This is a genomic window from Bradyrhizobium sp. JR4.3, assembly GCF_040547695.1.
Taxonomy (GTDB): domain Bacteria; phylum Pseudomonadota; class Alphaproteobacteria; order Rhizobiales; family Xanthobacteraceae; genus Bradyrhizobium; species Bradyrhizobium canariense.
Genome location: NZ_JBEPQF010000010.1, coordinates 155,650 through 178,477, shown reverse-complemented (window position 1 = coordinate 178,477; position 22,828 = coordinate 155,650). Strand labels below are relative to the sequence as shown.

Annotated in this window: 25 protein-coding genes; 7 read left to right on the top strand and 18 right to left on the bottom strand. The window is 64.1% G+C overall.

What is annotated here, in order from left to right; translation table 11 throughout:
• Positions 1-52 precede the first annotated feature (52 nt).
• A complete protein-coding gene (locus tag ABIB91_RS18455) occupies positions 53-703 on the top strand; it encodes an aspartate/glutamate racemase family protein (RefSeq protein ID WP_354162947.1) in 651 nt (216 codons plus the stop codon).
• On the opposite strand, the gene ABIB91_RS18450 is transcribed toward ABIB91_RS18455, so the two are convergent.
• Positions 700-1,347 (bottom strand): TetR/AcrR family transcriptional regulator, encoded by a 648-nt coding sequence (locus ABIB91_RS18450; protein ID WP_354127704.1) that lies wholly within the window; start codon positions 1,345-1,347, stop codon positions 700-702. The two genes, ABIB91_RS18455 and ABIB91_RS18450, sit on opposite strands and share 4 nt — an antisense overlap.
• A 135-nt stretch (positions 1,348-1,482) precedes the next feature.
• On the opposite strand from ABIB91_RS18450, the gene ABIB91_RS18445 reads away from it, so the two are divergent.
• The 5 genes from ABIB91_RS18445 to ABIB91_RS18425 are packed head-to-tail and all read left to right on the top strand — an operon-like array spanning position 1,483 to position 6,245.
• On the top strand, positions 1,483-1,692 hold the full coding sequence (locus ABIB91_RS18445; protein WP_354162950.1) for a ferredoxin: 210 nt from the start codon (positions 1,483-1,485) through the stop codon (positions 1,690-1,692).
• Between the two features lie 57 nt (positions 1,693-1,749).
• Positions 1,750-2,973, top strand: a complete 1,224-nt coding sequence (locus tag ABIB91_RS18440) for a cytochrome P450 (protein ID WP_007593782.1) — start codon at positions 1,750-1,752, stop codon at positions 2,971-2,973.
• Between the two features lie 33 nt (positions 2,974-3,006).
• The gene (locus tag ABIB91_RS18435) at positions 3,007-4,329 is read left to right on the top strand and encodes an MFS transporter (RefSeq protein ID WP_007593785.1); all 1,323 of its coding nucleotides are present in this window, start codon (positions 3,007-3,009) and stop codon (positions 4,327-4,329) included.
• Between the two features lie 3 nt (positions 4,330-4,332).
• On the top strand, positions 4,333-4,995 hold the full coding sequence (locus ABIB91_RS18430) for a sulfite oxidase-like oxidoreductase (RefSeq protein WP_354162954.1): 663 nt from the start codon (positions 4,333-4,335) through the stop codon (positions 4,993-4,995).
• 26 nt (positions 4,996-5,021) lie between these two features.
• Positions 5,022-6,245, top strand: coding sequence for a bifunctional alpha/beta hydrolase/OsmC family protein (locus tag ABIB91_RS18425; RefSeq protein WP_354162957.1), 1,224 nt, complete (start codon positions 5,022-5,024; stop codon positions 6,243-6,245).
• Between the two features lie 10 nt (positions 6,246-6,255).
• On the opposite strand, the gene pdxR is transcribed toward ABIB91_RS18425, so the two are convergent.
• Positions 6,256-7,686: a MocR-like pyridoxine biosynthesis transcription factor PdxR gene (gene pdxR, locus ABIB91_RS18420; RefSeq protein ID WP_354162960.1), complete on the bottom strand. Its 1,431-nt coding sequence runs from the start codon at positions 7,684-7,686 to the stop codon at positions 6,256-6,258.
• A gap of 101 nt (positions 7,687-7,787) precedes the next feature.
• Here pdxR and ABIB91_RS18415 point away from each other — a divergent pair, with 101 nt between their 5' ends.
• Positions 7,788-8,702, top strand: coding sequence for a DMT family transporter (locus ABIB91_RS18415; protein WP_354162963.1), 915 nt, complete (start codon positions 7,788-7,790; stop codon positions 8,700-8,702).
• Here the strand turns inward: ABIB91_RS18415 and ABIB91_RS18410 are convergent.
• From ABIB91_RS18410 to ABIB91_RS18335, 16 genes are all read right to left on the bottom strand, one after another.
• On the bottom strand, positions 8,681-9,739 hold the full coding sequence (locus tag ABIB91_RS18410; RefSeq protein WP_354162966.1) for a YeeE/YedE family protein: 1,059 nt from the start codon (positions 9,737-9,739) through the stop codon (positions 8,681-8,683). The two genes, ABIB91_RS18415 and ABIB91_RS18410, sit on opposite strands and share 22 nt — an antisense overlap.
• Positions 9,740-9,741: 2 nt before the next feature.
• Positions 9,742-10,746 (bottom strand): quinone oxidoreductase family protein, encoded by a 1,005-nt coding sequence (locus tag ABIB91_RS18405; RefSeq protein WP_354162969.1) that lies wholly within the window; start codon positions 10,744-10,746, stop codon positions 9,742-9,744.
• Positions 10,747-10,927: 181 nt separating this feature from the next.
• Positions 10,928-12,259 (bottom strand): phenylacetate--CoA ligase PaaK, encoded by a 1,332-nt coding sequence (paaK, locus tag ABIB91_RS18400; RefSeq protein WP_354162972.1) that lies wholly within the window; start codon positions 12,257-12,259, stop codon positions 10,928-10,930.
• Positions 12,260-12,287: 28 nt separating this feature from the next.
• Entirely contained in the window at positions 12,288-12,737 is a 450-nt protein-coding gene (paaI, locus tag ABIB91_RS18395; protein ID WP_354162975.1) for a hydroxyphenylacetyl-CoA thioesterase PaaI, read from the bottom strand.
• A 55-nt stretch (positions 12,738-12,792) separates the two neighbouring features.
• Positions 12,793-13,875, bottom strand: a complete 1,083-nt coding sequence (paaE, locus tag ABIB91_RS18390; RefSeq protein WP_354162978.1) for a 1,2-phenylacetyl-CoA epoxidase subunit PaaE — start codon at positions 13,873-13,875, stop codon at positions 12,793-12,795.
• Between the two features lie 2 nt (positions 13,876-13,877).
• Positions 13,878-14,381 carry a 1,2-phenylacetyl-CoA epoxidase subunit PaaD gene (gene paaD, locus ABIB91_RS18385; protein ID WP_219682680.1) on the bottom strand — a complete coding sequence of 168 codons (504 nt, stop codon included), beginning with the start codon at positions 14,379-14,381 and terminating at the stop codon, positions 13,878-13,880.
• Positions 14,375-15,151: a 1,2-phenylacetyl-CoA epoxidase subunit PaaC gene (paaC, locus tag ABIB91_RS18380; RefSeq protein ID WP_354162981.1), complete on the bottom strand. Its 777-nt coding sequence runs from the start codon at positions 15,149-15,151 to the stop codon at positions 14,375-14,377. Before paaC ends, paaD begins: the two co-directional genes overlap by 7 nt.
• A gap of 130 nt (positions 15,152-15,281) precedes the next feature.
• Positions 15,282-15,569 carry a 1,2-phenylacetyl-CoA epoxidase subunit PaaB gene (paaB, locus tag ABIB91_RS18375; RefSeq protein WP_007593808.1) on the bottom strand — a complete coding sequence of 96 codons (288 nt, stop codon included), beginning with the start codon at positions 15,567-15,569 and terminating at the stop codon, positions 15,282-15,284.
• Positions 15,570-15,580: 11 nt separating this feature from the next.
• Positions 15,581-16,573, bottom strand: a complete 993-nt coding sequence (paaA, locus tag ABIB91_RS18370) for a 1,2-phenylacetyl-CoA epoxidase subunit PaaA (RefSeq protein ID WP_354162985.1) — start codon at positions 16,571-16,573, stop codon at positions 15,581-15,583.
• A gap of 76 nt (positions 16,574-16,649) precedes the next feature.
• Entirely contained in the window at positions 16,650-17,516 is an 867-nt protein-coding gene (paaX, locus tag ABIB91_RS18365) for a phenylacetic acid degradation operon negative regulatory protein PaaX (RefSeq protein ID WP_354162988.1), read from the bottom strand.
• Between the two features lie 92 nt (positions 17,517-17,608).
• The gene (locus ABIB91_RS18360) at positions 17,609-18,379 is read right to left on the bottom strand and encodes an esterase/lipase family protein (RefSeq protein WP_354162991.1); all 771 of its coding nucleotides are present in this window, start codon (positions 18,377-18,379) and stop codon (positions 17,609-17,611) included.
• A 200-nt stretch (positions 18,380-18,579) separates the two neighbouring features.
• Positions 18,580-19,866, bottom strand: a complete 1,287-nt coding sequence (locus tag ABIB91_RS18355; RefSeq protein ID WP_354162994.1) for a DUF445 domain-containing protein — start codon at positions 19,864-19,866, stop codon at positions 18,580-18,582.
• Between the two features lie 169 nt (positions 19,867-20,035).
• Positions 20,036-20,491: a phasin gene (locus tag ABIB91_RS18350; RefSeq protein ID WP_354162997.1), complete on the bottom strand. Its 456-nt coding sequence runs from the start codon at positions 20,489-20,491 to the stop codon at positions 20,036-20,038.
• Positions 20,492-20,694: 203 nt separating this feature from the next.
• On the bottom strand, positions 20,695-21,288 hold the full coding sequence (locus ABIB91_RS18345) for a GNAT family N-acetyltransferase (RefSeq protein ID WP_354163000.1): 594 nt from the start codon (positions 21,286-21,288) through the stop codon (positions 20,695-20,697).
• Positions 21,285-22,367, bottom strand: a complete 1,083-nt coding sequence (locus ABIB91_RS18340) for a PHA/PHB synthase family protein (protein ID WP_007593822.1) — start codon at positions 22,365-22,367, stop codon at positions 21,285-21,287. Before ABIB91_RS18340 ends, ABIB91_RS18345 begins: the two co-directional genes overlap by 4 nt.
• Entirely contained in the window at positions 22,364-22,747 is a 384-nt protein-coding gene (locus ABIB91_RS18335) for a hypothetical protein (protein ID WP_354163004.1), read from the bottom strand. The genes ABIB91_RS18340 and ABIB91_RS18335 overlap by 4 nt, the downstream gene beginning before the upstream one ends.
• Between the last annotated feature and the right edge of the window lie 81 nt (positions 22,748-22,828).

The window sequence follows — 22,828 nt, the reverse complement described above, 5'->3', positions numbered from 1 at the left end:
CTCCGCATTGCGCCGCGTCCGGGGCACGAGATCTACCAGGTAGTAACGTTCAATGCCGACGTCCCCTCGCATCGCCCTGATCCACGCCCTCAAGCATTCCATCGCCCCGATCGAAGCTGCGTTCGCGAAGGCGTGGCCGGAAGCGCGGCTGATGAACCTGCTCGACGACAGCCTGTCGGCGGATCTCGCGCGTGAGGGCAAGCTCAATGATGCCATGACCGAACGCTTTCTTGTGCTCGGTCGCTACGCCGCGGCGACAGGCGCGGATGCGATCCTGTTCACCTGCTCGGCCTTCGGTCCCTGCATCGAGGCGGTTGCGCGCGCGCATGCGCCGATGCCGGTGCTCAAGCCGAACGAAGCCATGATCGAGCGGGCAGTGACGATGGGCCGGCGTATCGGCCTGCTCTCGACCTTCGCGCCGACGCTGGCCTCGATGCCGCCGGAATTTCCTGCCTCCGTCCAGATCGTGCCGAAGCTTGCCGAAGGCGCGCTGGCCGCGCTCGACCGTGGCGACCGCGTTACGCATGACCGGCTGATCGTGGAAGCCTCACATGATCTGCGCGATTGCGACGTCATCGCGCTCGCGCAGTTCAGCATCGCGCGAACGGCGTCTCTCGTGGCAGAAGCTACCGGTCGGCCTGTCGTGACCACGCCTGACAGCGCCGTCGAGAAGCTGATGAAGCTGTTGGCGGCGAAGGCTTAAGTGCCGGCCTTTTTCCGGCGCCGTGCGCCCTTGATCGCCGCCGCAAGCGCGGCCTTGGTTTCGCTGACAAAATCCTCGACAAGGTCCTCGCGCGTGGCATGGGCCGCCTCGCCAGTGAACAGCCCCTGCTCGGCCAGCATCACCACGCCGTGCAGCGCCGCCCAGATCTTGAGCGCCTGCCGCTCGCGCAGGTAATCGACTGCCGGAGCTTCCAGCGCCTCGATCACGAGCGCAAACGTTTCGCGTGTCGCTTCGTGCAGCTCGCTGCCTTTCGCCGCACACGACACCGTGCGCGAAGCGAACATCAAGCGGTAGATGCCATTGCGGCGTAAGCCGAAATCCAGCGTCGCCTGCGCCAGCAGCGACAGCTTCGATCGCTTCGACGGCTTTGCCATCGCCGCACGCAGAAGCGCGCTGAGCTGCCGGAACGCCTCCGCCGTCACCGCCGCAAGCAGCGCCTCGCGATCGGCGAAATGCCGGTAGGGCGCCGGCTGCGAGACACCCAGCTGCTTTGCCAGCGCCTTGATGCTGATCGCCTCCGTCCCGCCCTGCTCGGCTTCGCGCAGCGCGGCCTTGATCAAGGCGTCGCGGAGATCGCCGTGGTGGTAGGTATTCTCGGGCTTGCGGGCAAGTTGTGAACGCATGTTGCGCAGAGCCTATAAGTTTGCGCTTGACAGGGGAAGCCTGCCGCGAATGTAATAGCCTATAACTTGAGCAAAAACGCAAATGGGAGCGCGCGCCGCCTTCGGGCTGGAGCGCACACGACCGAGGAAGCCGCCATGACAGAGCGACTGAGGGTTCACGTCGATCCCGACAGATGCCAGGGGCACGCGCGCTGCAAGGCGCTGGCGCCGGAGCTGTTCGAGCTCGACGAATACGGCAACGCCCACGAGGCCGGCGACGGCACGGTCCCACCCGGCCTCGAAGACAAGGCCTGGCTTGCCAAATCCAATTGTCCGGAAATCGCGATCGACTTGATCGAGGAGTAGCGCGTCCCGCCTCTGCCCGCGTGCCTTCCGCGACCACGAGCCCCAAGGGATTTCGAGATGTCCGACATCAGCCAGCCCGCCGCCCATCCGCCCGTGACCGACTGGGTCCATGATTTCGACCACACCGATCCGCAATGGACGGAAGATCCCTTCCCGATCTGGGACGAGCTGCGCGCCGCAAGCCCGGTCGTGCATACCGAGCGCTTCCTCGGCTGCTACCTGCCGACGACCTATGAAGCGGTGCGCGAGATCGCCAATGACAGTGAGCATTTCTCCTCACGCCGCATCATCGTCCGTGACGTTCGACCGGAGATCACCAGCAGAAACTCCGCCCCGCCGATCACGTCCGATCCGCCGGTGCACAAGCCAGCCAAGCAATTGCTGCTGCCGCCGTTCACGCCGGACGCGATGAAGAAGCTGGAGCCGCGGGTGCGCGCGATCTGCAACGAGTTGATCGACGGTTTCATCACTGAAGACCGACTGGACGCGGCAGAGCGCTACACCAAGCACATTCCGGTTCGCGCGATCGCACACATGCTCGGCATCCCCGAGACAGACAGCGATCTCTTCATCCGCTGGATCCACATGATCCTGGAACTTGGCATCAAGGATGAAAACACGCTGCTCCAGGCCGTGCAGGAGATGACCGTCTATTTCAGCGCCCACATCGAGGCGCGCAAGACCAAGCCGACCGACGATCTTATTTCCTACCTGATGAATGCCAGGGACAAGGACGGCAATCCGCTCGAGGATTCGCATGTGCTGGGCTCGTTGCGCCTGCTCCTGATTGCCGGCATCGACACCACCTGGAGCGCGATCGGCTCCTCGCTCTGGCACCTCGCCCGGACGCCCGCCGACCGCGAGCGCCTGGTCGCCGAGCCCGGGCTGGTCCCGACCGCGGTGGAAGAGCTGCTGCGGGCCTATTCGCCAGTGACGATGGCGCGCGAAGTGGTCAAGGAGACAACGGTCTCAGGCTGCCCGGTCAAGCCGGGCAACATGGTGCTGCTGTCCTTCCCGGCCGCCAACCGTGACCCGAAAATGTTTCCGGATGCTGACAAGGTCGTGATTGATCGCCGCGAGAACCGCCACGCCGCGTTCGGCCTCGGCATCCACCGCTGCGTCGGCTCGAACCTTGCGCGCATGGAGATGCAGGTTGCGCTGGAGGAATGGCTGAAGCGAATTCCGGACTTCGCCCTCGATCCGGCAGGCACGGTGACCTGGTCACAGGGAACCGTCAGAGGCCCCCGCCAGTTGCCATTTTTGCTTGGAAAGGCGATGTAGACCTCTCCAAAGAGCAATACCGAGAGGCCGGACGTGACTGAGCAAATAACCCGACCGGCTTCCGACCATATTGACGTCGCCGACGCCAAGCGCCGGATCAAGGCGATCTTCATCGGCTCGATCGGCAATCTCGTCGAGTGGTACGACTTCTACGCCTATACCGCGTTCGCGCTCTATTTCGCTCCCGCCTTCTTTCCCGGCAACGATCCTGTCGTCCAACAATTGAATGTCGCCGTCGTATTCGCGGCGACATTCCTGATGCGGCCGTTGGGCGGCTGGCTGTTCGGCTATATCGCCGATCATTACGGGCGGCGCATCTCGCTGACGCTGTCGGTCGTCTTCATGTGCTTCGGCTCCCTGATCATCGCGTTGACGCCGACCTACGCCACGATCGGCTTCGCCGCGCCGGTGATCCTGGCGCTCGCCCGCGTCATCGAAGGCTTGAGTCTCGGCGGCGAATACGGCGCCAGCGCCACCTATCTCAGCGAGGTCGCCGACCCCAAGCACCGCGGCTTCTATTCGAGCTTTCAATACGTCACCCTGATCGGCGGCCAGCTCACCGCGATCATCGTGCTGCTGCTTCTGCAAAAAATCTTCCTCACGCCGGAGGAACTGAGAGCCTGGGGCTGGCGCATCCCGTTCGCGATCGGTGCTGCGCTCGCGATCTTTGCTGCAGTGATGCGGCGCAATCTGCACGAGACTGAAGCGTTTGAAGAGGCCAAGAAGGTGGTGAAGCCGACCGGCTCGATCACGAACCTGCTGAAGTATCCGCGCGAGCTTTTGCTCGTGGTCGGCCTGACCGCCGGCGGCACTGCGGCGTTCTACACCTTCACCACCTACATGCAGACCTTCGTCAAGCTTTCGGTGGGGCTGACCGAGGACCAGACCACTTTCGTGATCTTCGGCACGCTGATCTTCGCAACCATCCTACAGCCGATCTATGGCGCCATCTCCGACAAGATCGGCCGCAAACCGCTGCTGATCTTCTTCGGCGTCGCCGGCACGCTCGCAACCGTGCCGCTGCTGATGACGCTGAAGGAGACCAAGTCGCCCTTCATCGCGTTCATCCTGATCTGCGGGGCCTGGCTGTTCGTCGCCGGATACACCTCGATCAACGCCGTAGTGAAGGCCGAGCTGTTCCCGACCAATGTCCGCGCCCTCGGCGTCGGCCTGCCCTATGCGATCACCGTCTCGATGTTCGGCGGCACGGCGCCCGCGATCGCGCTCTATTTCAAGAGCATCGGGCATGAGGAGTGGTTCTACTACTATCTCGCCGGCGTCATCTGCCTGTCACTGATCATCTATTCCACCATGCGCGACACCAAGCACGCCTCCGCGATGCATCGCCACGAGTAGCCGATGGCCGAAGACAACGAGCCGCCCGACAGCAAGCTGACGCGCACCAAGGAGAAATGGGCGCGCGAAGGCCGTTTTTTGACCGGCAAGATCGCGCGACCGGAAGATCAGCGCCTGCCGCCCGGCCAGCATCTGACAAAAGACTGGCCGGTGCTCGATCTCGGCGTCGTGCCGCCGGTTTCGCGCGAGCGCTGGCGGCTCGATGTCTATGGCGCGGTCGAGAACCCCGTGTTCTGGACCTTTGCCGAGTTCGTCGCCCAGAACCAGGCGCAGTTCACCTCCGACATCCACTGCGTCACCACCTGGTCGCGCTACGACAATGAGTGGGTGGGGCTCGCTACGCGCGAGCTGCTCGCGGCCTGCCAGCCGCGCCAGGACGCGCGCTTCGTCGTGTTGCATTCTCACGACGGCTACACCACCAACCTCGCGCTGGACGACTTTGCCGCCGAGGACGCATTGCTCGCCCATAGCTGGTCCGGTGAGCCATTGTCGGACGAACATGGCGGCCCGGTGCGGCTGGTCGTGCCGCATCTGTATTTCTGGAAAAGCGCCAAATGGGTTCAGTCAATTGAATTCCTGACCGAGGACGCTCCGGGCTTCTGGGAGGTCCGCGGCTATCATAATCGCGGCGATCCCTGGGCAGAGCAGCGCTATTCGGACGATTAGGTTCAAGCAAGGAACGGGGGAAGCCCATGTCGACGGAACGCTTTCAGTTCACGGGCGAAGGCGGCCATCAGCTTTCGGCCACGCTCGAATTGCCGGACGGCGAGCCCGGGGCCTTCGCGCTGTTCGCGCATTGCTTCACCTGCGGCAAGGACACGCTGGCCGCCAAACGCATCTCGGTCGCACTCGCAGCCAAGGGCATCGCGGTGCTGCGCTTCGACTTCACCGGGCTCGGCTCCAGTGCAGGGGATTTCGCCAATTCGACGTTTTCCTCCAACGTGGCCGATCTCGTGCGCGCGGCCGATCATCTGCGTAGCGTCCGCAAGGCGCCGTCAATCCTGATCGGTCACAGCCTCGGCGGCGCCGCGATCCTTGCGGCAGCAGGACAAATCCCGGAAGCCAAGGCGGTTGTGACCATTGCGGCACCATCCGATCCCGCCCACGTCACCGGCCTGTTCAAAGAGCATCTCGACGACATTCGCACGCAACGTGAGGTCGAAGTCTCGCTTGCGGGACGCCCGTTCCGGATCAAACGCGAATTCCTCGACGATATCGCCGAGCACGAGCTGATGAAGGACGTCACCGGCCTGCACAAGGCGCTGTTGGTCATGCATTCTCCGCTCGACGATACCGTCGGCATCGATAATGCGACGAAGCTCTTCGTTTCCGCCCGGCATCCCAAGAGCTTCGTCTCGCTCGATCATGCCGATCATCTCCTGACCAAGCCGGCCGACGCGCTCTACGCAGCCGACGTGATCGCGGCCTGGGCGAGCCGGTACATCGACACGGCGAAACCTGCGAAGGCGATGGATCTCCCCGAGGCACCGCGCCGGGTCGTGGTGCAGGAGACCCGCAAGAGCAAATTCAACCAGGTCGTCACCGTTGGACCGCACCGTCTGGTCGCGGACGAGCCGGTCGCCGCCGGCGGCGAGGATGCCGGCCCTGGTCCTTATGATCTTCTGCTCGCTGGCCTCGGGGCCTGTACCTCGATGACCATGCGCCTCTATGCCGACCGCAAGTCGCTGCCGCTCGATCGTGTTACCGTCTCACTGAAGCATTCCAAGATCTATGCAAAAGATTGCGCGGAGTGCGAGACGCGCGATGGCATGCTCGACCAGATCGAGCGCGACATCGCGATGGACGGCGCGCTCGATCCCGAGCAGCGCAAGAAATTGATGGAGATCGCCGACAAGTGCCCGGTGCACCGGACGCTGACCTCGGAAATCCGTATCGTGACCAAGGCCGTGGAATAGCGCGAGTGCGCTAGAAGCACGACGCCATCGTCCGCAGCGCCGCGGTGATCTCGCTCTCGCGCCAGGCCGCGAAGCCGAGCAACAGACCGTGGTCGAGCGGCCTGCCCAGCGCCAAGCCAGACAGGGCACGCGTTTCAACGCCTGCTTCGACCAACCGCCTGACCGCCGCGTGATCGGCGCGACCGCGCTTGAGGCGCGCGACGAGCTGAATGCCGCCCGGGGGCACTTCGGCCGCGAGCACTTCGCCTAAATGGCGCTCCAATCCCTCCACGAGGTGATCACGGCGGGCATGATAGATCCGGCGCACCCGGCGCAGATGCGCCAGGAAATGCCCGTCGGCAATGAACTCGGCCAGCGCCTCCTGGATGTGGCTCGCGGCGATCAGTCCGATGTGCCGCTGTACGATCTCGAGAGTACCGACCAGGGCCCGCGGTACGACGACATAGCCGAGCCGGATGTCCGAGGTCATGACCTTGGAGAACGTGCCGACATAGAACACGCGGCCATGGGCATCGAGTCCCTGCAAGGCCGGCACCGGCCGGCTGTCGTAGTGGAATTCGCCGTCGTAATCGTCCTCCACGATCCAGGTCTTGCCGGGCCTGCTCAGGCCAAGAAACTCCGTGCGGCGCGAGAGCGACATCAGGCGACCGGTCGGGTGCTGATGCGACGGCGTCATGAAGATCAATGTCGGGGTCGCTATCCCCGGAATCCGCTGCATGCCCTGCTCGTCCAACCTCATCCCGATCACGTTCGCACCGGACGCGCGGAAGGCGGCTGCGGCGCCGGGGTAGCCGGGATCCTCGACCCAGACGTCGTCGCCGGGCGTGATGAGGGCAGCCGCAATCAAGGTCAGCGCCGCCTGTGCGCTCGGCAGAATCAGGATCTGATCCGCCGTCGCGCGCACACCCCTGCTGGCCGCGAGATAATGCGCCAGCGCCTCGCGCAGGCGCGTCCGGTTGACCGGTCCGAGCTCGCGCTTCGCCGCGCGCACGGCGCTGCGGCGCAGGCAACGCGCCCAGACCTCGTTTGGAAACTCCCTGAAATCGCCGTGCCCGGGACGCAAGGGTCTTAGTCGCGCCTGATAAGACATCGGCCAGTCGGTCTGCGTGAGGCTCGACGCCCAGGGCGAAAGCCGCGGCTTGCCAGGGCGCATGCGAGATGCGACGGCGCCCGCCTCTGCGACGCGCTCGCCCCCGTCGACCGTGACCATCGGACGGCGGCCGCGCGAGGCTTCGAGATATCCCTCGGCGGCGAGCTGCTCGAACGCATAGCTGACGGTGTTGCGCGAGACGCCGAGATCGCTCGCAAGCCGGCGGCTCGACGGCAGCGTGCGGCCTTTGCCGAGACGGCCCGTCGCGATCAAGCTTCGGAGCTGGCTCGTCAGTTGAGCCACCAGCCCCTCGTCGTCGGACCGGTTCAGGTCGATCAGAGCGGAGATCATGCTTTCCGGAACTGGCACCTTAATCCTTTCCGATCTGGCACTTTTTCAGGTGCCAAGCGGGATGCTATTCGCTGGACTGGACTGCTTCAAGGACCTCCGAGATGAACTCCCTTTCCCCCCGCGCGGCCGTCGGCCTGTTCCTCATCGTCGTGCTGGCCTGGGGCGTGAACTGGTCGGTGACGAAGCAGCTCGTCCAGTTCCTCCCGCCCCTGTGGACGTCGGCAATCCGGAGCTGGATCGCGCTGGCCGGATTGTTCGCGATCCTCGGATTGAGCAACAATCTGGTGATCCCGGAGCGGCGCGACATTCCGGTAATCCTCAGCGTCGCACTGCTGCACATGACGGTGTTCTCGGTGCTGGTTGCGACTGGTGTGCGCTTCCTGCCGGCGAGCAAGGCCATCGTGCTGGGCTACACCACGCCGCTCTGGGTCGCGATCGCCGCGCCGCTGCTCGGGAAGGACACGCTGACCGCGCCAAAGCTGGCCGGCGCCTTGCTCGGGCTGATCGGCCTTGCCGTGATCCTGAATCCGGCATCGATCGACTGGACCAACACCAACGTCGTACTCGGCGCCGGCATGATCATCCTGGCCGCGATTTCATGGGCCGCGAACATCATCTACATCCGCGCGCATCGCTGGATCGCGTCCCCGCTCCAGCTTTTGATCTGGCAGGTGCTCGTGGCGACGATCGTGCTGACGGGATCGGCGGCCGTCACGCACGGCCTGCCGCACGCGGAATGGTCGTGGAGGCTCGTGCTGCTGTTCCTGTATTCCGGCTTGATCGGGACGGCGCTGGCCTATTGGGCGATGTCGATGGTCAACAAGAGCATCTCGGTGCTGACGACGTCACTCGGCACCACCGGGACGCCACTCGTCGGCATCGCTAGCGCTGCAATCCTGCTGGGTGAGCCGATCGACATGAGTCTTGTGATTGCGGCCGCGCTGATCGTTACCGGCATCGGCCTCGCAACGCTCGGCGATCGTCTGCTGCGCGGTCAGGCCACCGCGAGAGGCTGAACGCGCAGCATCCCGCGCAGGCCAGCCGTCGTGCCGAGCAGGATGCCGGCGACGGCGACGAACGACCCCAGCGCGAGCGTCGACACGCCGGTGAGCCCTTGTCCGATCGAACAACCGAACGCCATCACGCCGCCGATGCCCATCAGCGCGGCGCCACCCGCCGATCGCAGCATGTGGCGTGGCGAGGAATAGCCTTCGAGATGGAAACGGCCCGTCGCAAGCGCGGTGACCAGACTGCCGGCGAAGACGCCGGCAACTGTCGCGATGCCGAAGTTCAGCGTCAGGCCGGTCGAGAGCATGGCATATTGCAGGCTGTCCGCGATCGGCGCGACGAAGGTGAGCGATGTCACCGGCACGGGGTTGAAATCATCCGCGCCGAGATAGCCGGTGACGAACCAGCCTCCGGCGACGAGGAGACCGACGATGACGCCGGCCGCAATCTGGCCGGGCGAACGCCGGAACGCTGGGTGCGCGAAAGCAAACAGGATCAGCACAACGACGACGACAGCAGCAGCCATCGCGCGCGAAACCGCTTCAGCCGGACCGAACACGGCCAACAGTGACGGCAGCGAATTCACGTTGACCGTGGTTTGCGAGGCCTGGACCAGCGCGATGCGCGCCGGCGCGATCAGGCCCTTGAGCGTCATCTGCGCGGCCATGGCGAGCACGACCACCACGACGAAGGAGCGGAGATTGCCGCGACCGAGCAGCACCAGCGCGCGCGAACCGCAGCCGTTCGACAGCACCATGCCGTAGCCAAACAGAAGTCCGCCGAGAAACAGCACCGGCACCGAAAAGGACTGTTGCAGGTAGATCGATTTGCCGAGATCTACCATGCCGTTGCCGGCGAGGAATTGGCTCGCTGCGGTCGCGACCGCGATCGCCAGCGCATAGGTTCGTACCAACCGCCCATCCCCGTCCGATAGCCAGCCGCGCATGCTGCTCATCAGGCAGAAGCCGCTGAGCAGGCCGACGGCGCCGTAAACCAGGCCAATGACGAGGCCGGCGAGGATGACGAGCTGGGTGGACGATTCCATCATCAAGGCTTCAGGATCACGCGATCCCGCGACGAGCCGGCAACGGCGACATAGGCCTCCTTCGCGCGTTCGAGCGGATAGACGGCGTTCGCCTTGATGGGGAACGGTTTCAGGTGCCCGCTCGCGAAGCCCTGGCCGAGGTCACGCAGCACAGCGCCCGTCGCGATCGACGACAGGCCGAGCGTGTCGATGCCGACATAGGTGTGTTGCCCGCGGTAGAATTCGAGGATGTTGAACTGCACGATGCGGTCGATCGCGGCGATCAGGATCTGGCGGCCGCGAAGCGCGAGCGATTTGTGCGCCGCCTGGAAATAGGGATCGCCGACCGTGTTGAAGACGATGTCGGCGCCTCTACCGTCGGTCAACTCGCGCACGCGTGGCGCGACGTCGGTCGCGGAAGCGTCGATCACCTCGACGGATGCGTTGGTGTGGCCCTCATAAGGTTCCGCCTTGCGCACCACGCCGATGACACGCGCGCCCTGCCAGGTCGCGATCTGCACCGCAGCTTGCCCGACCTTGCCGTTGACGCCGAACACCAGCACCGTTTCGCCGGGCTTTGGAATGCCGACGCGGCGAAAACCCTCCATCGCGGTGACAAAGGGCACGCCGATGCCGGCGGCCTCCTCCCAGGACACGGTCTTCGGCTTCTCCACCACCGCGTCGGATTCAACGACGAGATGGCTGGCGTGAGTGCCGTCGCGACGAATGCCGAGATCACCGGAGGAGCCGAACACCTCGCGGCCGATCGTACCGGCCGGCCCGTCCATCACTACCCCGGCGTAATCGCGGCCGGGCGTGCGCGGAAACACGGCATAGGGCATCAGCCCGGTCGCGGCCTTGACGTCGGAGGGATTGACGGCAGCGGCCTTGATCTCGATCAGCAGATCATTCGGACCGCGAGCAAGCGTCTGACGCTCGACCGCCGGCGCGATCATAGCCGCGCTTTCGGCCTTGGCATTGAGGCGCACGCAGCGCGCGTCGACGGCTTTGGGAACGGCTGTTGACATGGAAAGACCCGCGATTTCTCGCGGGCCTTGTCGCCCTTGAAGAGACCCAAGTCAACCTGCCTCCCCTCATCCTGAGGAGCCGCGCCAGCGGCGTCTCGAAGGATGAAGGCCCGCATTGCAGCATCCTGGCCTGCATGGTTCGAGACGGCGCTACGCGCCTCCTCACCATGAGGGGTAAGACCTAATCCTTCGGCCGCTTGTCGTAGAGGCGCTTGGCCTTGCCGAGCGAGCGCTCCAGCGTGGCCGGCGCAACCACGCTCACCCTGGAGCTGATGCCGATGGTGTTCTTGATGTGCGTCGAGATCCGACTCGCATGGTCGAGGAGACCCCGGCCGTCCCAACTCTCCGGCCGCGCCTCGGCAATGATGGTCAGCTCGTCCATGCGGCCTTCCCGGGTCAGCTCCAGAATGAAATGTCCGCCGCACCAGTCGGTGGCGAGGAGAACCTCCTCGATCTGGGTCGGGAACAGATTGACCCCGCGCAGGATGATCATGTCGTCGGAACGTCCCGTGACCTTCTCCATCCGCCGCATGCCCGGTCGCGCCGTGCCCGGCAACAGCCGCGTCAGGTCGCGGGTGCGATAGCGGATCACTGGAAAAGCTTCCTTGGTGAGCGAAGTAAAGACCAGTTCGCCCTTCTCCCCGTCGGGCAGCACCGCACCGGTGTCGGGGTCGATCACTTCGGGATAGAAATGATCCTCCCAGATGTGCAGTCCGTCCTTGGTCTCGATACATTCCTGCGCAACGCCGGGCCCGATCACCTCGGAAAGACCGTAGATGTCGGTCGCGTCCATGTCGAAGGCGTCTTCGATCTCGCCGCGCATGGCATTGGTCCAGGGCTCCGCGCCGAAGATGCCGACCTTGAGCGAGCACTGGCGCGGATCGAGCTTTTGGCGCTTGAACTCGTCGAGGATCGCAAGCATGTAGCTCGGCGTAACCGTGATGATGTCGGGCCGGAAGTCGTTGATGAGCTGCACCTGTCGTTCTGTCATCCCGCCGGAGATCGGCACCACGGTGCAGCCGAGCTTTTCGGCGCCATAGTGCACCCCTAACCCGCCGGTGAAGAGGCCGTAGCCATAGGCATTGTGGATGATCATGCCGGTGCGGCCACCGGCGGCGCGGATCGAGCGCGCCATCACGTCCGACCATGTGTCGATATCGCGTTGCGTGTAACCCACCACGATCGGTTTGCCCGTCGTGCCGGAGGACGCATGCACGCGCACCAGCTTCTCACGGGGCACGGCAAACATGTTGAAGGGATAATTGTCGCGCAGATCCGTCTTCACCGTGAACGGAAATTTCGCAAGGTCCGAGAGCTCTCGAAAGTCCGACGGATGCACGCCGGCCGCGTCGAAGGCCTTGCGATAATGCGCGACGTTGTCGTAGGCGTGCTTCAGCGACCAGGCCAGCCGCTCCGTCTGCAGCGCCATGATCTCGTCGCGCGATGCGCGCTCTTGCGCATCCAGCTCGGCCTTATAGGCGTTGCCACCTTCCTTGAGCCTCGTCAGAGCCATCCTCGTTTCCCCGTATCATTGCTTTTCTTTATTGATCCTGCGCCGGCAGCCAATTGCCGGGAATGACCCGCGAATGCCCGCGAAATTCGGCGATGACTGTATCGCCGGCGGTGACGCGCACGTCATAGATGCCGGAGCGGCCGCCGCGCGTAACCTCGCGGGCCTTTGCGATGAGGCGATCGCCGAGCTTGCCCGGCTTGATGAAGGTGATCTGGCCCTGCGCCGCCACGACGCGGTCGTTGTGCGAGTTGCACGCGAAAGCGAAGGCGGAATCGGCCAGCGTGAAGATGAAGCCACCGTGGGCGATGCGCTGGCCGTTGACCATGTCCGGCCGTACAGTCATGGCGAGCGTCGCATAACCTGGTCCGATCTCGACGATCTCCATGCCGAGTCCTTTGGAGGCATCGTCCTCCGCCCACATCGCATTGGCGCAGGCGCGGGCAACATCCTCGGGCGACAAGGCGGCTTTGACGTTCACGCGCTTCTCCCGTCCGATTGTTTGGACACGATGTTCTGCTGCCTGGCTAAAACTGTCAAACGTGGTCGTAATCGACCACGACCCGCTCCGACGATGGCTTGGCCTGACAGGTCAGGACAAAGCCAGCCTTCAGCTCCCAGGGTTCCAGCGAGTAGTTGATGTCCATCGGCGCCTCGCCCTCCACCAGTTTGGCACGGCAGGTCGAGCACATGCCGCCCTTGCAGGCGAAGGGCAGATCGATTCCGGCGCGCAGTGCGGCATCGAGGATCGCCTCGTCCTCGGCGACCGGCACGTCGCGGCGCTTGCCGTCGATGATCAGCGACGCGATCGCTTTCGGCGGCGCGTCCGGCGCAACGATCTTCTTCGGCCGCGGCTTGCCGCCGAACTCCGATACGAAGCGCTCGACGTGGATGCGCTCGTCCGCGATGCCGAGCCCTCGGCAGGTCGCCTCGATGTCCTCGCTCATGCCGGACGGACCGCAGATGAAGACGTGGTCGACGCTTTCCGCTGGTACCAGCGAGCGCAGCAGCACCCTCACCTTGTCGCCGTCGAGCCGGCCGTGCAGGATCGGAATGTCCTGTTCCTCGCCGGAGATGACGTGGAAGATCGAGAGCCGGTCGATGAACCGGTCCTTGAGCTCTTCGAGCGCCTCGAGGAACATGATGTTGTCCGTCGTGCGATTGCCGTAGAACAGGAAGAATTGGCTGTCCGGCTCGCGCGCAAGCGTGCCCTTGACGATCGAAAGGATCGGCGTGATGCCGGAGCCTGCGGCAAAGCCGACATGGATGCGGCTAGCGCCCGTCGGGGGGATCACGCCGAAACGTCCCGTGGGCGTCATCACGTCCAGCGCGTCGCCGCACTTCAAATCGTCCGCTGCCCAGCTCGAAAACGCGCCACCATCAACCTTCTTGACCGCGATGCGTATCTCGCCGTCGTCGGGCCCGGAGCAGATCGAATAGGAGCGGCGCACTTCTTCGCCATCCAGCATGGTGCGGAGTGTGAGGTATTGGCCGGGTGTGAAGGCGTAGTCGGTCGCAAGCTCCGCCGGGATGGCGAATGTCAGCGATATGGCGTCCGACGCCTCGCGGCGGAGGTCGTTGACGGCCAGGCGATGGAAGCGTGGTGCGGCTGCTGACATGATCAGTGACACTTGAAATAATCGAAGGGTTCGCGGCAGGCTCTGCAGCGCCAGAGCGCCTTGCAGGAGGTGGAGCCGAATTCGGACAGCAGCTCGGTATCCGCCGAGCTGCATTGCGGGCACACAACGGCTTGCTCGCCGAACAGCGCGCGGCGTGAATTCGAAGCCTGCGGCGGCGCGATCCCGTAGGCGTGAAGCTTGCGGCGGCCCTCTGCGCTCATCCAGTCCGTGGTCCAGGCCGGGGACAGCACGGTGCGGACCTTTGGACGATGGAAACCGGCGCGCTCCAGCGCGACCTCGATTTCGAGCGCAATCATATTCATGGCCGGGCAGCCCGAATAGGTCGGGGTGATAGCGATCTCGACGTGATCGCCGTCGACAACGACATCGCGGAGCACGCCGAGATCGGCGATGGTCAAAACCGGAATTTCGGGATCGACCACGCTCGCCGCGGCGTCCCAGGCCCGTTGGCGCAGTTCGTTATGGGGCTCCAGCACCGTCACCATGTCTGCCCCGGGAAAGTGCGCTGTATCGATTGCAGCTGGGAGAGAAGATGGCCGAGATGCTCGCTGTGCCGGCCCACGCGGCCGCCCTGCTGCATCCAGTCGTTCTGCGGCAGCTTGAGCGTTGCTTCGCCGATCACATCCGAGAGTGTCGTCAGCCAGCGACCCCACAAGGTCCCTGGGTCTACGGCGATACCGGCATGGATCAAGGCGCCCTCGCCGTCGTCGACGGCAAACATCTCGCCGGTGAACGCCCAGAGATGATCGATCGCAGCCTGCGCGCGGGCATGGCTCTCGTCGGTGCCGTCGCCGAGCCGGATGATCCACTCCGAGGAATGCCGCAAATGATAGGCGCTCTCCTTCTCCGACTTGGCGGCAATGGCCGCGAGTGTCGTATCGCGCGAGGTCATCATGGCGCGCCAGTAGAGATCGGCGAAGGCGGAATAGAAGAACTGCCGCACCAGCGTCTGGGCAAAGTCGCCGTTCGGCTGCTCGAGGAGCAGCAGATTGCGATACTGCCTGACATCGCGAAGGTAGGCGAGCTTGTCTTCGTCGTTGTCCTTGCCTTCGGCTTTGGCTGCGTAGGTGTAGAGCTCGCGGGCCTGGCCGATCAGGTCGAGCGCGATGTTGGAGAGCGCCATGTCCTCTTCCAGCATCGGCGCGTGCCCGCACCATTCCGACAGCCGGTGGCCGAGGATCAGCGCATCGTCGGCGCGGCGCAGCGCGTAGAGCACCAGCGGCGTTTCAGAGATCTGGATGTTCGCGACGGGCATCTGTCCTATCCACTTGTTCCAACCTCATCCTGAGGAGGCGCGAAGCGCCGTCTCGAAGGATGGGCCGCGGGTCACGGGCCTTCATGGTTCGCAACGCCGCTTCGCGGCTCCTCACCATGAGGAGAAAGAGCTACATGTGTCCTACTTCCTCAGGCACTTCATAGAACGTCGGATGACGGTAGATCTTCGATTCCGCCGGCTCGAACATCATGCCCTTCTCGGCGGGATCGCTCGCAGTGATCTCGGTGGATGGCACGACCCATATCGACAGCCCCTCGCCGCGGCGGGTGTAGATGTCGCGGGCGGCCTGCAGGGCCATGGTGGCGTCGCTCGCATGCAGCGATCCGACATGCTTGTGCGCGAGCCCGTTGCGGCTGCGAATGAAGACTTCCCACAGCGGCGTGTTCGGCGTGGCCATCGTGATCTCCCCTACTCTGCCGCTTGTGCAGTTCGACGCTGCGCGCGCTTGGCGGCATAGCTAGCTGCCGCCTCGCGTACCCAGGCGCCTTCGTCGTGCGCCTTGCGGCGCGCGGCCATTCGGTCACGGTTGCACGGTCCGTTGCCGGCGAGCACCTCCTTGAATTCTGTCCAGTCAATCTCGCTGTAGCGCCAGTGCCCGTCGGCGTCCTGAATCATGCCGGGATCGGGAATGGTAAGGCCGAGATATTGCGCCTGCGGCACGGTGGCATCGACGAATTTCTGGCGCAGCTCGTCATTGGAGAAGCGCTTGATCTTCCATCTCGTCGAGGTGTCGCTGTGCTGGCTGGTGGCATCCGGCGGGCCGAACATCATCAGCACCGGCCACCACCACCTGTTCAAGGCATCCTGCGCCATCGCTTTCTGTTCGTCCGAGCCGCGGCACAGCGTCAGCATGATCTCGTAGCCCTGGCGCTGATGGAACGATTCCTCCTTGCAGACGCGGATCATCGCGCGGGCATAGGGACCGTAGGAGCAGCGGCACAGCGGGATCTGGTTCATGATCGCGGCGCCGTCGACCAACCACCCGATGGTGCCGATGTCGGCCCAGGTCAGCGTCGGATAGTTGAAGATCGAGGAATATTTGGCTTTGCCCGCGAGCATGGCGTCGACCAGCTCTTCGCGCGACGTGCCGAGGGTCTCGGCCGCGGCATAGAGGTAAAGCCCATGGCCGCACTCGTCCTGCACCTTGGCGAGCAGCGCAGCCTTGCGGCGCAAGTTTGGCGCGCGCGTGATCCAGTTGCCTTCGGGCAGCATGCCGACGATTTCGGAATGAGCGTGCTGGGAGATCTGGCGCGTCAGCGTCTTGCGATAGGCCGCCGGCATCCAGTCGTTCGGCTCGATGCGCTCCTCGGCATCGATGCGCGTCTGGAACTGCGCAGCCTTGGCCGCATCCTCGAGGCCGCGATCATCGGTCTCGGCCGTGTTCAGCGCCTGGGTATACATGCGCATCCTCCCGTTTTATTGAGAGGCAATATATAACAAGAATTATCTCATGCAAGATATTTCTGTAACATAACGGTCAAGCCTCAAATCTTCGTTCCAGCAGTTTTCGCGCCGGCGGCAATGGCCCCTTCTCATTGGTTCCGTGGCCATCAAGCCATTGTTCCGATGGGGCAAGCAGCGCGCGATAGATCTCGCCGCACAGCGCGCGGGCGGCCCTGCCCGGCCAGTTCGCCGGAAGCAGGCTTTCGGGCAGCAGCGGATCGCGCAGCACGACGCGGCGGTAATGGTGGATCAGGAGGACGCGCGCCGTGAAGGCGTCGGCCTCGGACAAGTCGCTGCCGCGCGCGATTGCGGCGCGCAGCGGCTCGAACGTCTTCATGAACTTGAGATAGGCGTCCGCAGTGCGATCCAGCGGCCAGCTCGCACTAAGTAGCCGGCGGCCGCTGTCATCCTCGGCCGAGACTTCAAGGCGGATCGCGCCGGCGGCCTCGTCCGGCACTGCCACGCCTGACGGGGCGACCCAGACACCCGGCAGCGGGCTGCCGAAGCCGGCATTGCGGAGCGCCTCGCGCGAAGCGTCGCGATCCTCGCCATTGCCGATCAGAAGCAGCTCGAAGCGCCCGGTCCAGTCGGATGGCGGCGGATCGTAGATATGGCGTGTCGCAGCCCCGAAGATCTGGCGGCCCTTGTCAGCCAAGCGGTAGAAGCTATTGCGGCCGACCTTTTCGCGCGTCAGCCAGCCATCGGCGGCAAGCCGCGACATCGCGGTACGCACCACGCCGCTGTCGATGTCCAAGCTCTCGAAGAATTCCAGCAGCGTGCCGAGCCATACCGAGCCGCCACGCGGCACGATGGCATCGCCGAACACGGTGATGACGATAGAGCCGGTGCGCGACGGCTCGCGCTTGAGCTGCTCGATGATGCGGGACAACGGATGCGCCATGCGCGAGGCATAGCGCGTTTGGTGCGGGCGCGACAATGGACCGGTGCGACGGCCTTCTCCCTCGCCCCGTTCTTACGGGGAGAGGCAAAGAACTACCGATGCGGATCGGGATAGACCACGCTGCGCCAGCCGCTGCGGTCGAAGGGACGCCAGCTGCCTTCCTTCTGCGCAAGGCGATCAGCCACCGCGAAGACAGCGGCGGGATGGTGGCCCATGCCGCAATGGCTGCTCTCGATCTCGATGCTCTCGGTCTGCGCGCCCGTCTTCTCCATGCAGCCCTGCCAGGCGCAGACGCCGTCGGTGCGGCTGAAGATCGCCGTGGTCGGCACCGGCGGCGGAACGGCGAGATCGCCGCCGAACTGCGGATCGACCTCGTCGGACTTCCGTCCGCTCGCCCATTCATAGACGCGCCAGGCATTGGTCGAATGCGGATCGCCGGCAAAGGGGCTGCCGAGCGTGATCACCTGGCGTACGCGGTCGGGCATCATCTTGGCGAGCTGGCGCGCATAGAGACCGCCGAGGCTCCAGCCGACCAGGCTGATCTTGCGGCCATGCCTGTCGCTCAGCTCCTGAACCAGATCCACCATCGCGTGCTGCACGCCCTCGCGCAGGCCGTAATTGCGGCCCTGGCGCCAGCCGCTCACCGCATAGCCTTTGCCCGACAGAAACGTGCGCAACGCGCGCGTCGACCCGTCGGAGGCCACAAGGCCCGGCAGCACCAGCACCGGGTGCCCATCGCCGCGCGGCGCGAGGCTGAGCAGCGGCAGCGCGCCGAGGAATGCGCCGAACTCGTGGATCGCTCGCCCTTCCAGGAACATCAGGGTACGAGACGGCGGGCTCAGCGTCTGGGCGGTAGCGGTCATCAATGGTCCCTCGGAAGAAATGCTGAAAAGATCACCGGCTGCGAGGCCGGCAAATGGGTATGAATTCCAACACGCCAGCTGTTCGAACGTTCCGCAGCGCACCATGAATCAGCTAGGCAGCGGGTTCCCGACATTCAAGCGGGTGAAACCCGGGGCCACAATAGGCCGGCGCGTTAATGCTGGCGTCCGTGACGCAAAAGTCACAACAATCGAAGCAGGAATTCTACGGAGTAAAGCCCAAGGCCCGCGAGCCCGCCGATCAGCGAGCCGTTGAAGCGGATGTATTGCAGGTCGCGGCCAATGTTGATTTCGATCAGCGAAATCAGCTGCGCCATGTCCCACGATTTCACCTGGTCGGAGATGAAGGTCGAAACGCCGCTCTTCTGGTCCGCGACGAAACTGCGCAGCACCGCGACCAGACCCTTGTTGATCTCGCCGCGAAGCTCGGCATCGCCGGCGAGCGCTTCGCCCGCCGCGACACACATGCCGGCGAGATGATGCTGCAGCACCTGCGTCTCGCCGCTTGCACTACGCTCGATGAAGGACCGCGTGTTGGCCCAGATGGTGCGGGCGAGATCGGCGAGCTCGGGACGCGCGAGCAGATCGCGCTTCAAACCGTCGATGCGGTCGATATAGGCCTGGTCGGTGCCAAGCCGATCGACGAAGCTCAGCACCATGCGGTCGAACTCGCCGCGGAACGGATGTTTGGGATCGCTGCGCACTTCATTGAAGAACGCGGTGGCGGAGGCCACGATCTTGTTCACCAGAAATTTGTCGGCCCGGTAGAGCCTGAGCAGGGTCGGCAATTCCGCGCGCACCTTCTCGCGGATCATCGCCATCGTCTCGGTCTGGTTCAGCGTCTCGTGCATCACGCGCAGGAGATCGTCGAACAGGATTTGGTGGCGTCCCTCGGCAACGAAGCCGCGCAACGTGCCGGCCGCGAGCGGCGCGAGGTCGATCGCCTGGAGCTGCGATGACATGCGGCGAAGGATGAAGGTCATCAGGCCCGAGCTTTCCGTCGCAGAAACCGCCTCCGGCAGCAGGCGCAGCGCAAAGCGCGCGAGGTCATCGCTACGCTTGCGATCGCGCAGCCAGTCGGCGACGAAGGAGCCGAAATCGATCTCGTTCAGCTTGGCCTCAACGGGAGCAGCCTCGAGGAAATGCACCTGGATGAATTCGCCGAGCTTGTCGGCGATACGGGCCTGGTTGCTCTGGATGATCGCCGTGTGCGGGATCGGTAGGCCGAGTGGACGCTTGAACAACGCGACCACCGCATACCAGTCGGCGAGCCCGCCGATGGTCGCGGCTTCGGCGAAGGCTGCGATGAATCCGAACACGGGATGCACGGGCAGCAGCCATTTCGCGACGACGAACAGGACAAGCGTCGAGCCCAGCACCAGCGTCGCCAGCGCTTTCACGCGGCGCAATTCGGCCGCGCGTTCTGCGTCGCCGGGGGAATCGAAGGAGAAGGTGGCGGGTGGAGTCATGATTCACCAAGGTTACGTCATTCCGGGACGGTCCGCAGGACCGGACCCGGAATCTCGAGATTCCGGGTTCGCTCTTTGGGCGCCCCGGAATGACGACCGATGATGACGCGGCGCAAAAAACAAGGCCCGCCGAAGCGGGCCTCAAATTCAGTTTTTCGTCTCAGGCAGATCAGGCGGTCTTGTTGTAGACCTTGGCGAAATTGTCCTGAGCGGACTTCGCACCGTTGGCGGCGAGCTTGCCGAAATAGTCGGTGGTCGCCTTGGCGCGCGAGACGAACGCTTCGCCGCGGGCGCGGAGCAGGCCGGACTGGATCTCGACAGCTTCGCTGAACGACTTGGCGGACGCGAGCTTGTCGATGCCCGCGAAGAACGCGTCGGCGTCCTCGTAGATCGCCTGCTGGATGTTGCGGCTGATCTTGCCGGCTTCGGTGACGGACTCGGTCACCGCGTTTTCGACGGCGGCAGTCACGCGCTCGGAGCCCGCGAACACCTCGGCAGCACGGTCCTTGGCGGTATTGGCGGACTTCTTGACGAACTCGCGGGCGGCCTCGGGAACTTCCAGGTTCTGGATGTTCTTGAACGCGTCCTTGAAGCCTTCGAAAGCGGTGTTGGTTTCGGTGGTCATTGGGGTCTCTCCATCCTCATTGGTTGAGCTATGGGCTCACCCCGTCCGGTTGTGGCCCGGGGCACGGCTTATATGGCATAGTTAATTGTGCGATGCAATATCCATATTGCACTGCGATATCACGAAACTGTGAACGGCCTTAATGAGAGGCAATCTGGCGCCTCCCTGACCATCCGGGTTCCCGGGGACCCGCTCAGAGGTTCTCAGTGCTGGACGGCGCCAGGCAGCCCATAGGCCTCCATCTGGGCCTGGACCTGCGCGATGTTGTGCCCGAGCACGACGATATCGTGGGTCTTGCCGTCGACGTCGCGGACATGATCGCGCAACAGTGCCTCGGCCTTGAAGCCGAGGCTCTCAAACAGCGTGATCGCCGCCTGCTGATCGACCGTCATCTGGACCGAGAGCTTTTCGAGGCCGGCGCCGAGCGCGAGTGCGAAGGTCTCCTGCGACAGCGTTCGGCCCACTCCCTTTCCGCGCACGTCGAGCGAAACCACCATCCGGATCTCGCCGACATGGGGCGACCAGGAGTGCGGGTCGCGCACCAGCGTGCCGCAACCGACGACCGCGCCGCCCCTGACCGCGAGCAGGCTCGTGATCGCGCCCCGCTCAATCTCCTTGACCCAGGCGGAGAGCACCTTCGGCTCACTGATGTTGCGCGGCAGGAACAACAGGTCGTGGGTCGGCAGGCCCTTGCCGAAGGCGAGCACCGCGGCTTCGTCCGCCGGCGACATCAGGCGGATCTCGATATCGCCGGCGTCCGTCTTCACGTGACGCGGATAGGAACGCTGCTCACTCATGTCGATCTCTTCCCCAGCCAGGAATCCAGTTTCGGCCATAGCCGCTTCACCGCATTGGCGCCGGCGACGAGCGAGACGTGACCGCCCTTCAGCATCACCTCCTCCTTGTCCTCGGACCCGATCTTGGCGATCAGGTGCTTTGCTGCCTCATACGGCACGATGTGGTCATGCTCGGCGACCGCATGCAGGAACGGCACCTTGATGTCCTCGAGCTTCGCCGCACGGCCGCCGACCGACATGGTGTCGTTGAACAGCTTGTTGTCCCACATCAGGTCCTTGGTGATGGTGCGGAAATACTCGCCGGCCAGCGGCAGCGTGTCGGTCGCCCAGCGGTCGAACATCCGGTAGGATTTGACGAACTCGTCGTTCCAGATGTTTTCCCAGAGCTGGATCTGGCTGACGGTACGCGAGGCTGGGCGCAGCATCTCGAACGACGACAGGATCATCTCGGGCGGCACGTTGCCGACGCTGTCGACGAGGCGATCGACATCGAAATAGCGACGGTCGGAGAAGTTCGAGAACAGCTTCATCTCGCGAAAGTCGATCGGCGTGGTGAAGCAGATCAAATTCTTCATCGGCCCGTCTCTGTGGATCGAGCCGTAGAGCAGCGACAGCACGCCGCCGAAGCAATAGCCGATGACGGAGACGTCCTGTTCGCCGGAATCCTGTTGCACGCGGCGGATGCAGTCCGGGATGAAGTCGAGGACATAGTCCTCCATGCGGAGGCTCTTCTCCTCCGGCCGTGGCGCGCTCCAGTCGAGCATGTAAACGTCGTAGCCGCGCTTCAACAGGAACTCGATGAAACTCTGGCCGGGCACGAGGTCGAGAATGTAACCGCGATTGGTGGTCGCCATCACGATCAAGATCGGAATTCGATAGATCTCGTCGGACATCGGCCGATAATGGTAGAGGCTCATCGTCCCGCGCGAATGCAGCACGTCCTTCGGCGTCGAGCCGAGCGTGGGACCGGACGTCGAGAAATATTCGACGCCCTTGATGCTGCGCTGGATGGCGCGTTGCACCTCGGACTGGATGCGCTCCGGGATCCCTGCGAAGTCTAATCCGGCGGGTGCATTCATGTCTGCTCTCCGCCTTCTGATGGCGGCCGCTTGGTGCGCGGCGGGCGCAATGCAGTATCGGAGCCCTGAGAAATGCCGGAACTTGCCGCCATCTGGCTCAGCATCGACTTGATCTCACCGATCTGTCCTTCGATGGACTGCAGCCGTTCCGCAAGGCCGGTGACCTGGTCCCGGCTCGGCAGATTCATGGAGACCAGATATTTCTCCATGAGGTCGCCGAGCTGCTTCTGAGCACCTGCAGCAACGCCGCCGGCTCGGTTCACGGCTTGCGAAAACTCGGGCGATGACATGGCCTGATTGGCGAAGGAGTTGAACCCCTTCTCCATCTCGCCAATCATCTTCTGCCACATGGCAACGGGGTCATTGCTCTTGTCGGTCATCGGCGTCCTCCTGAGATCGAGAGCTTCGATGCCCTTCCTTTTTCGCCATACCACACCGTTGCGCGGTGCCGGTCAACCGGC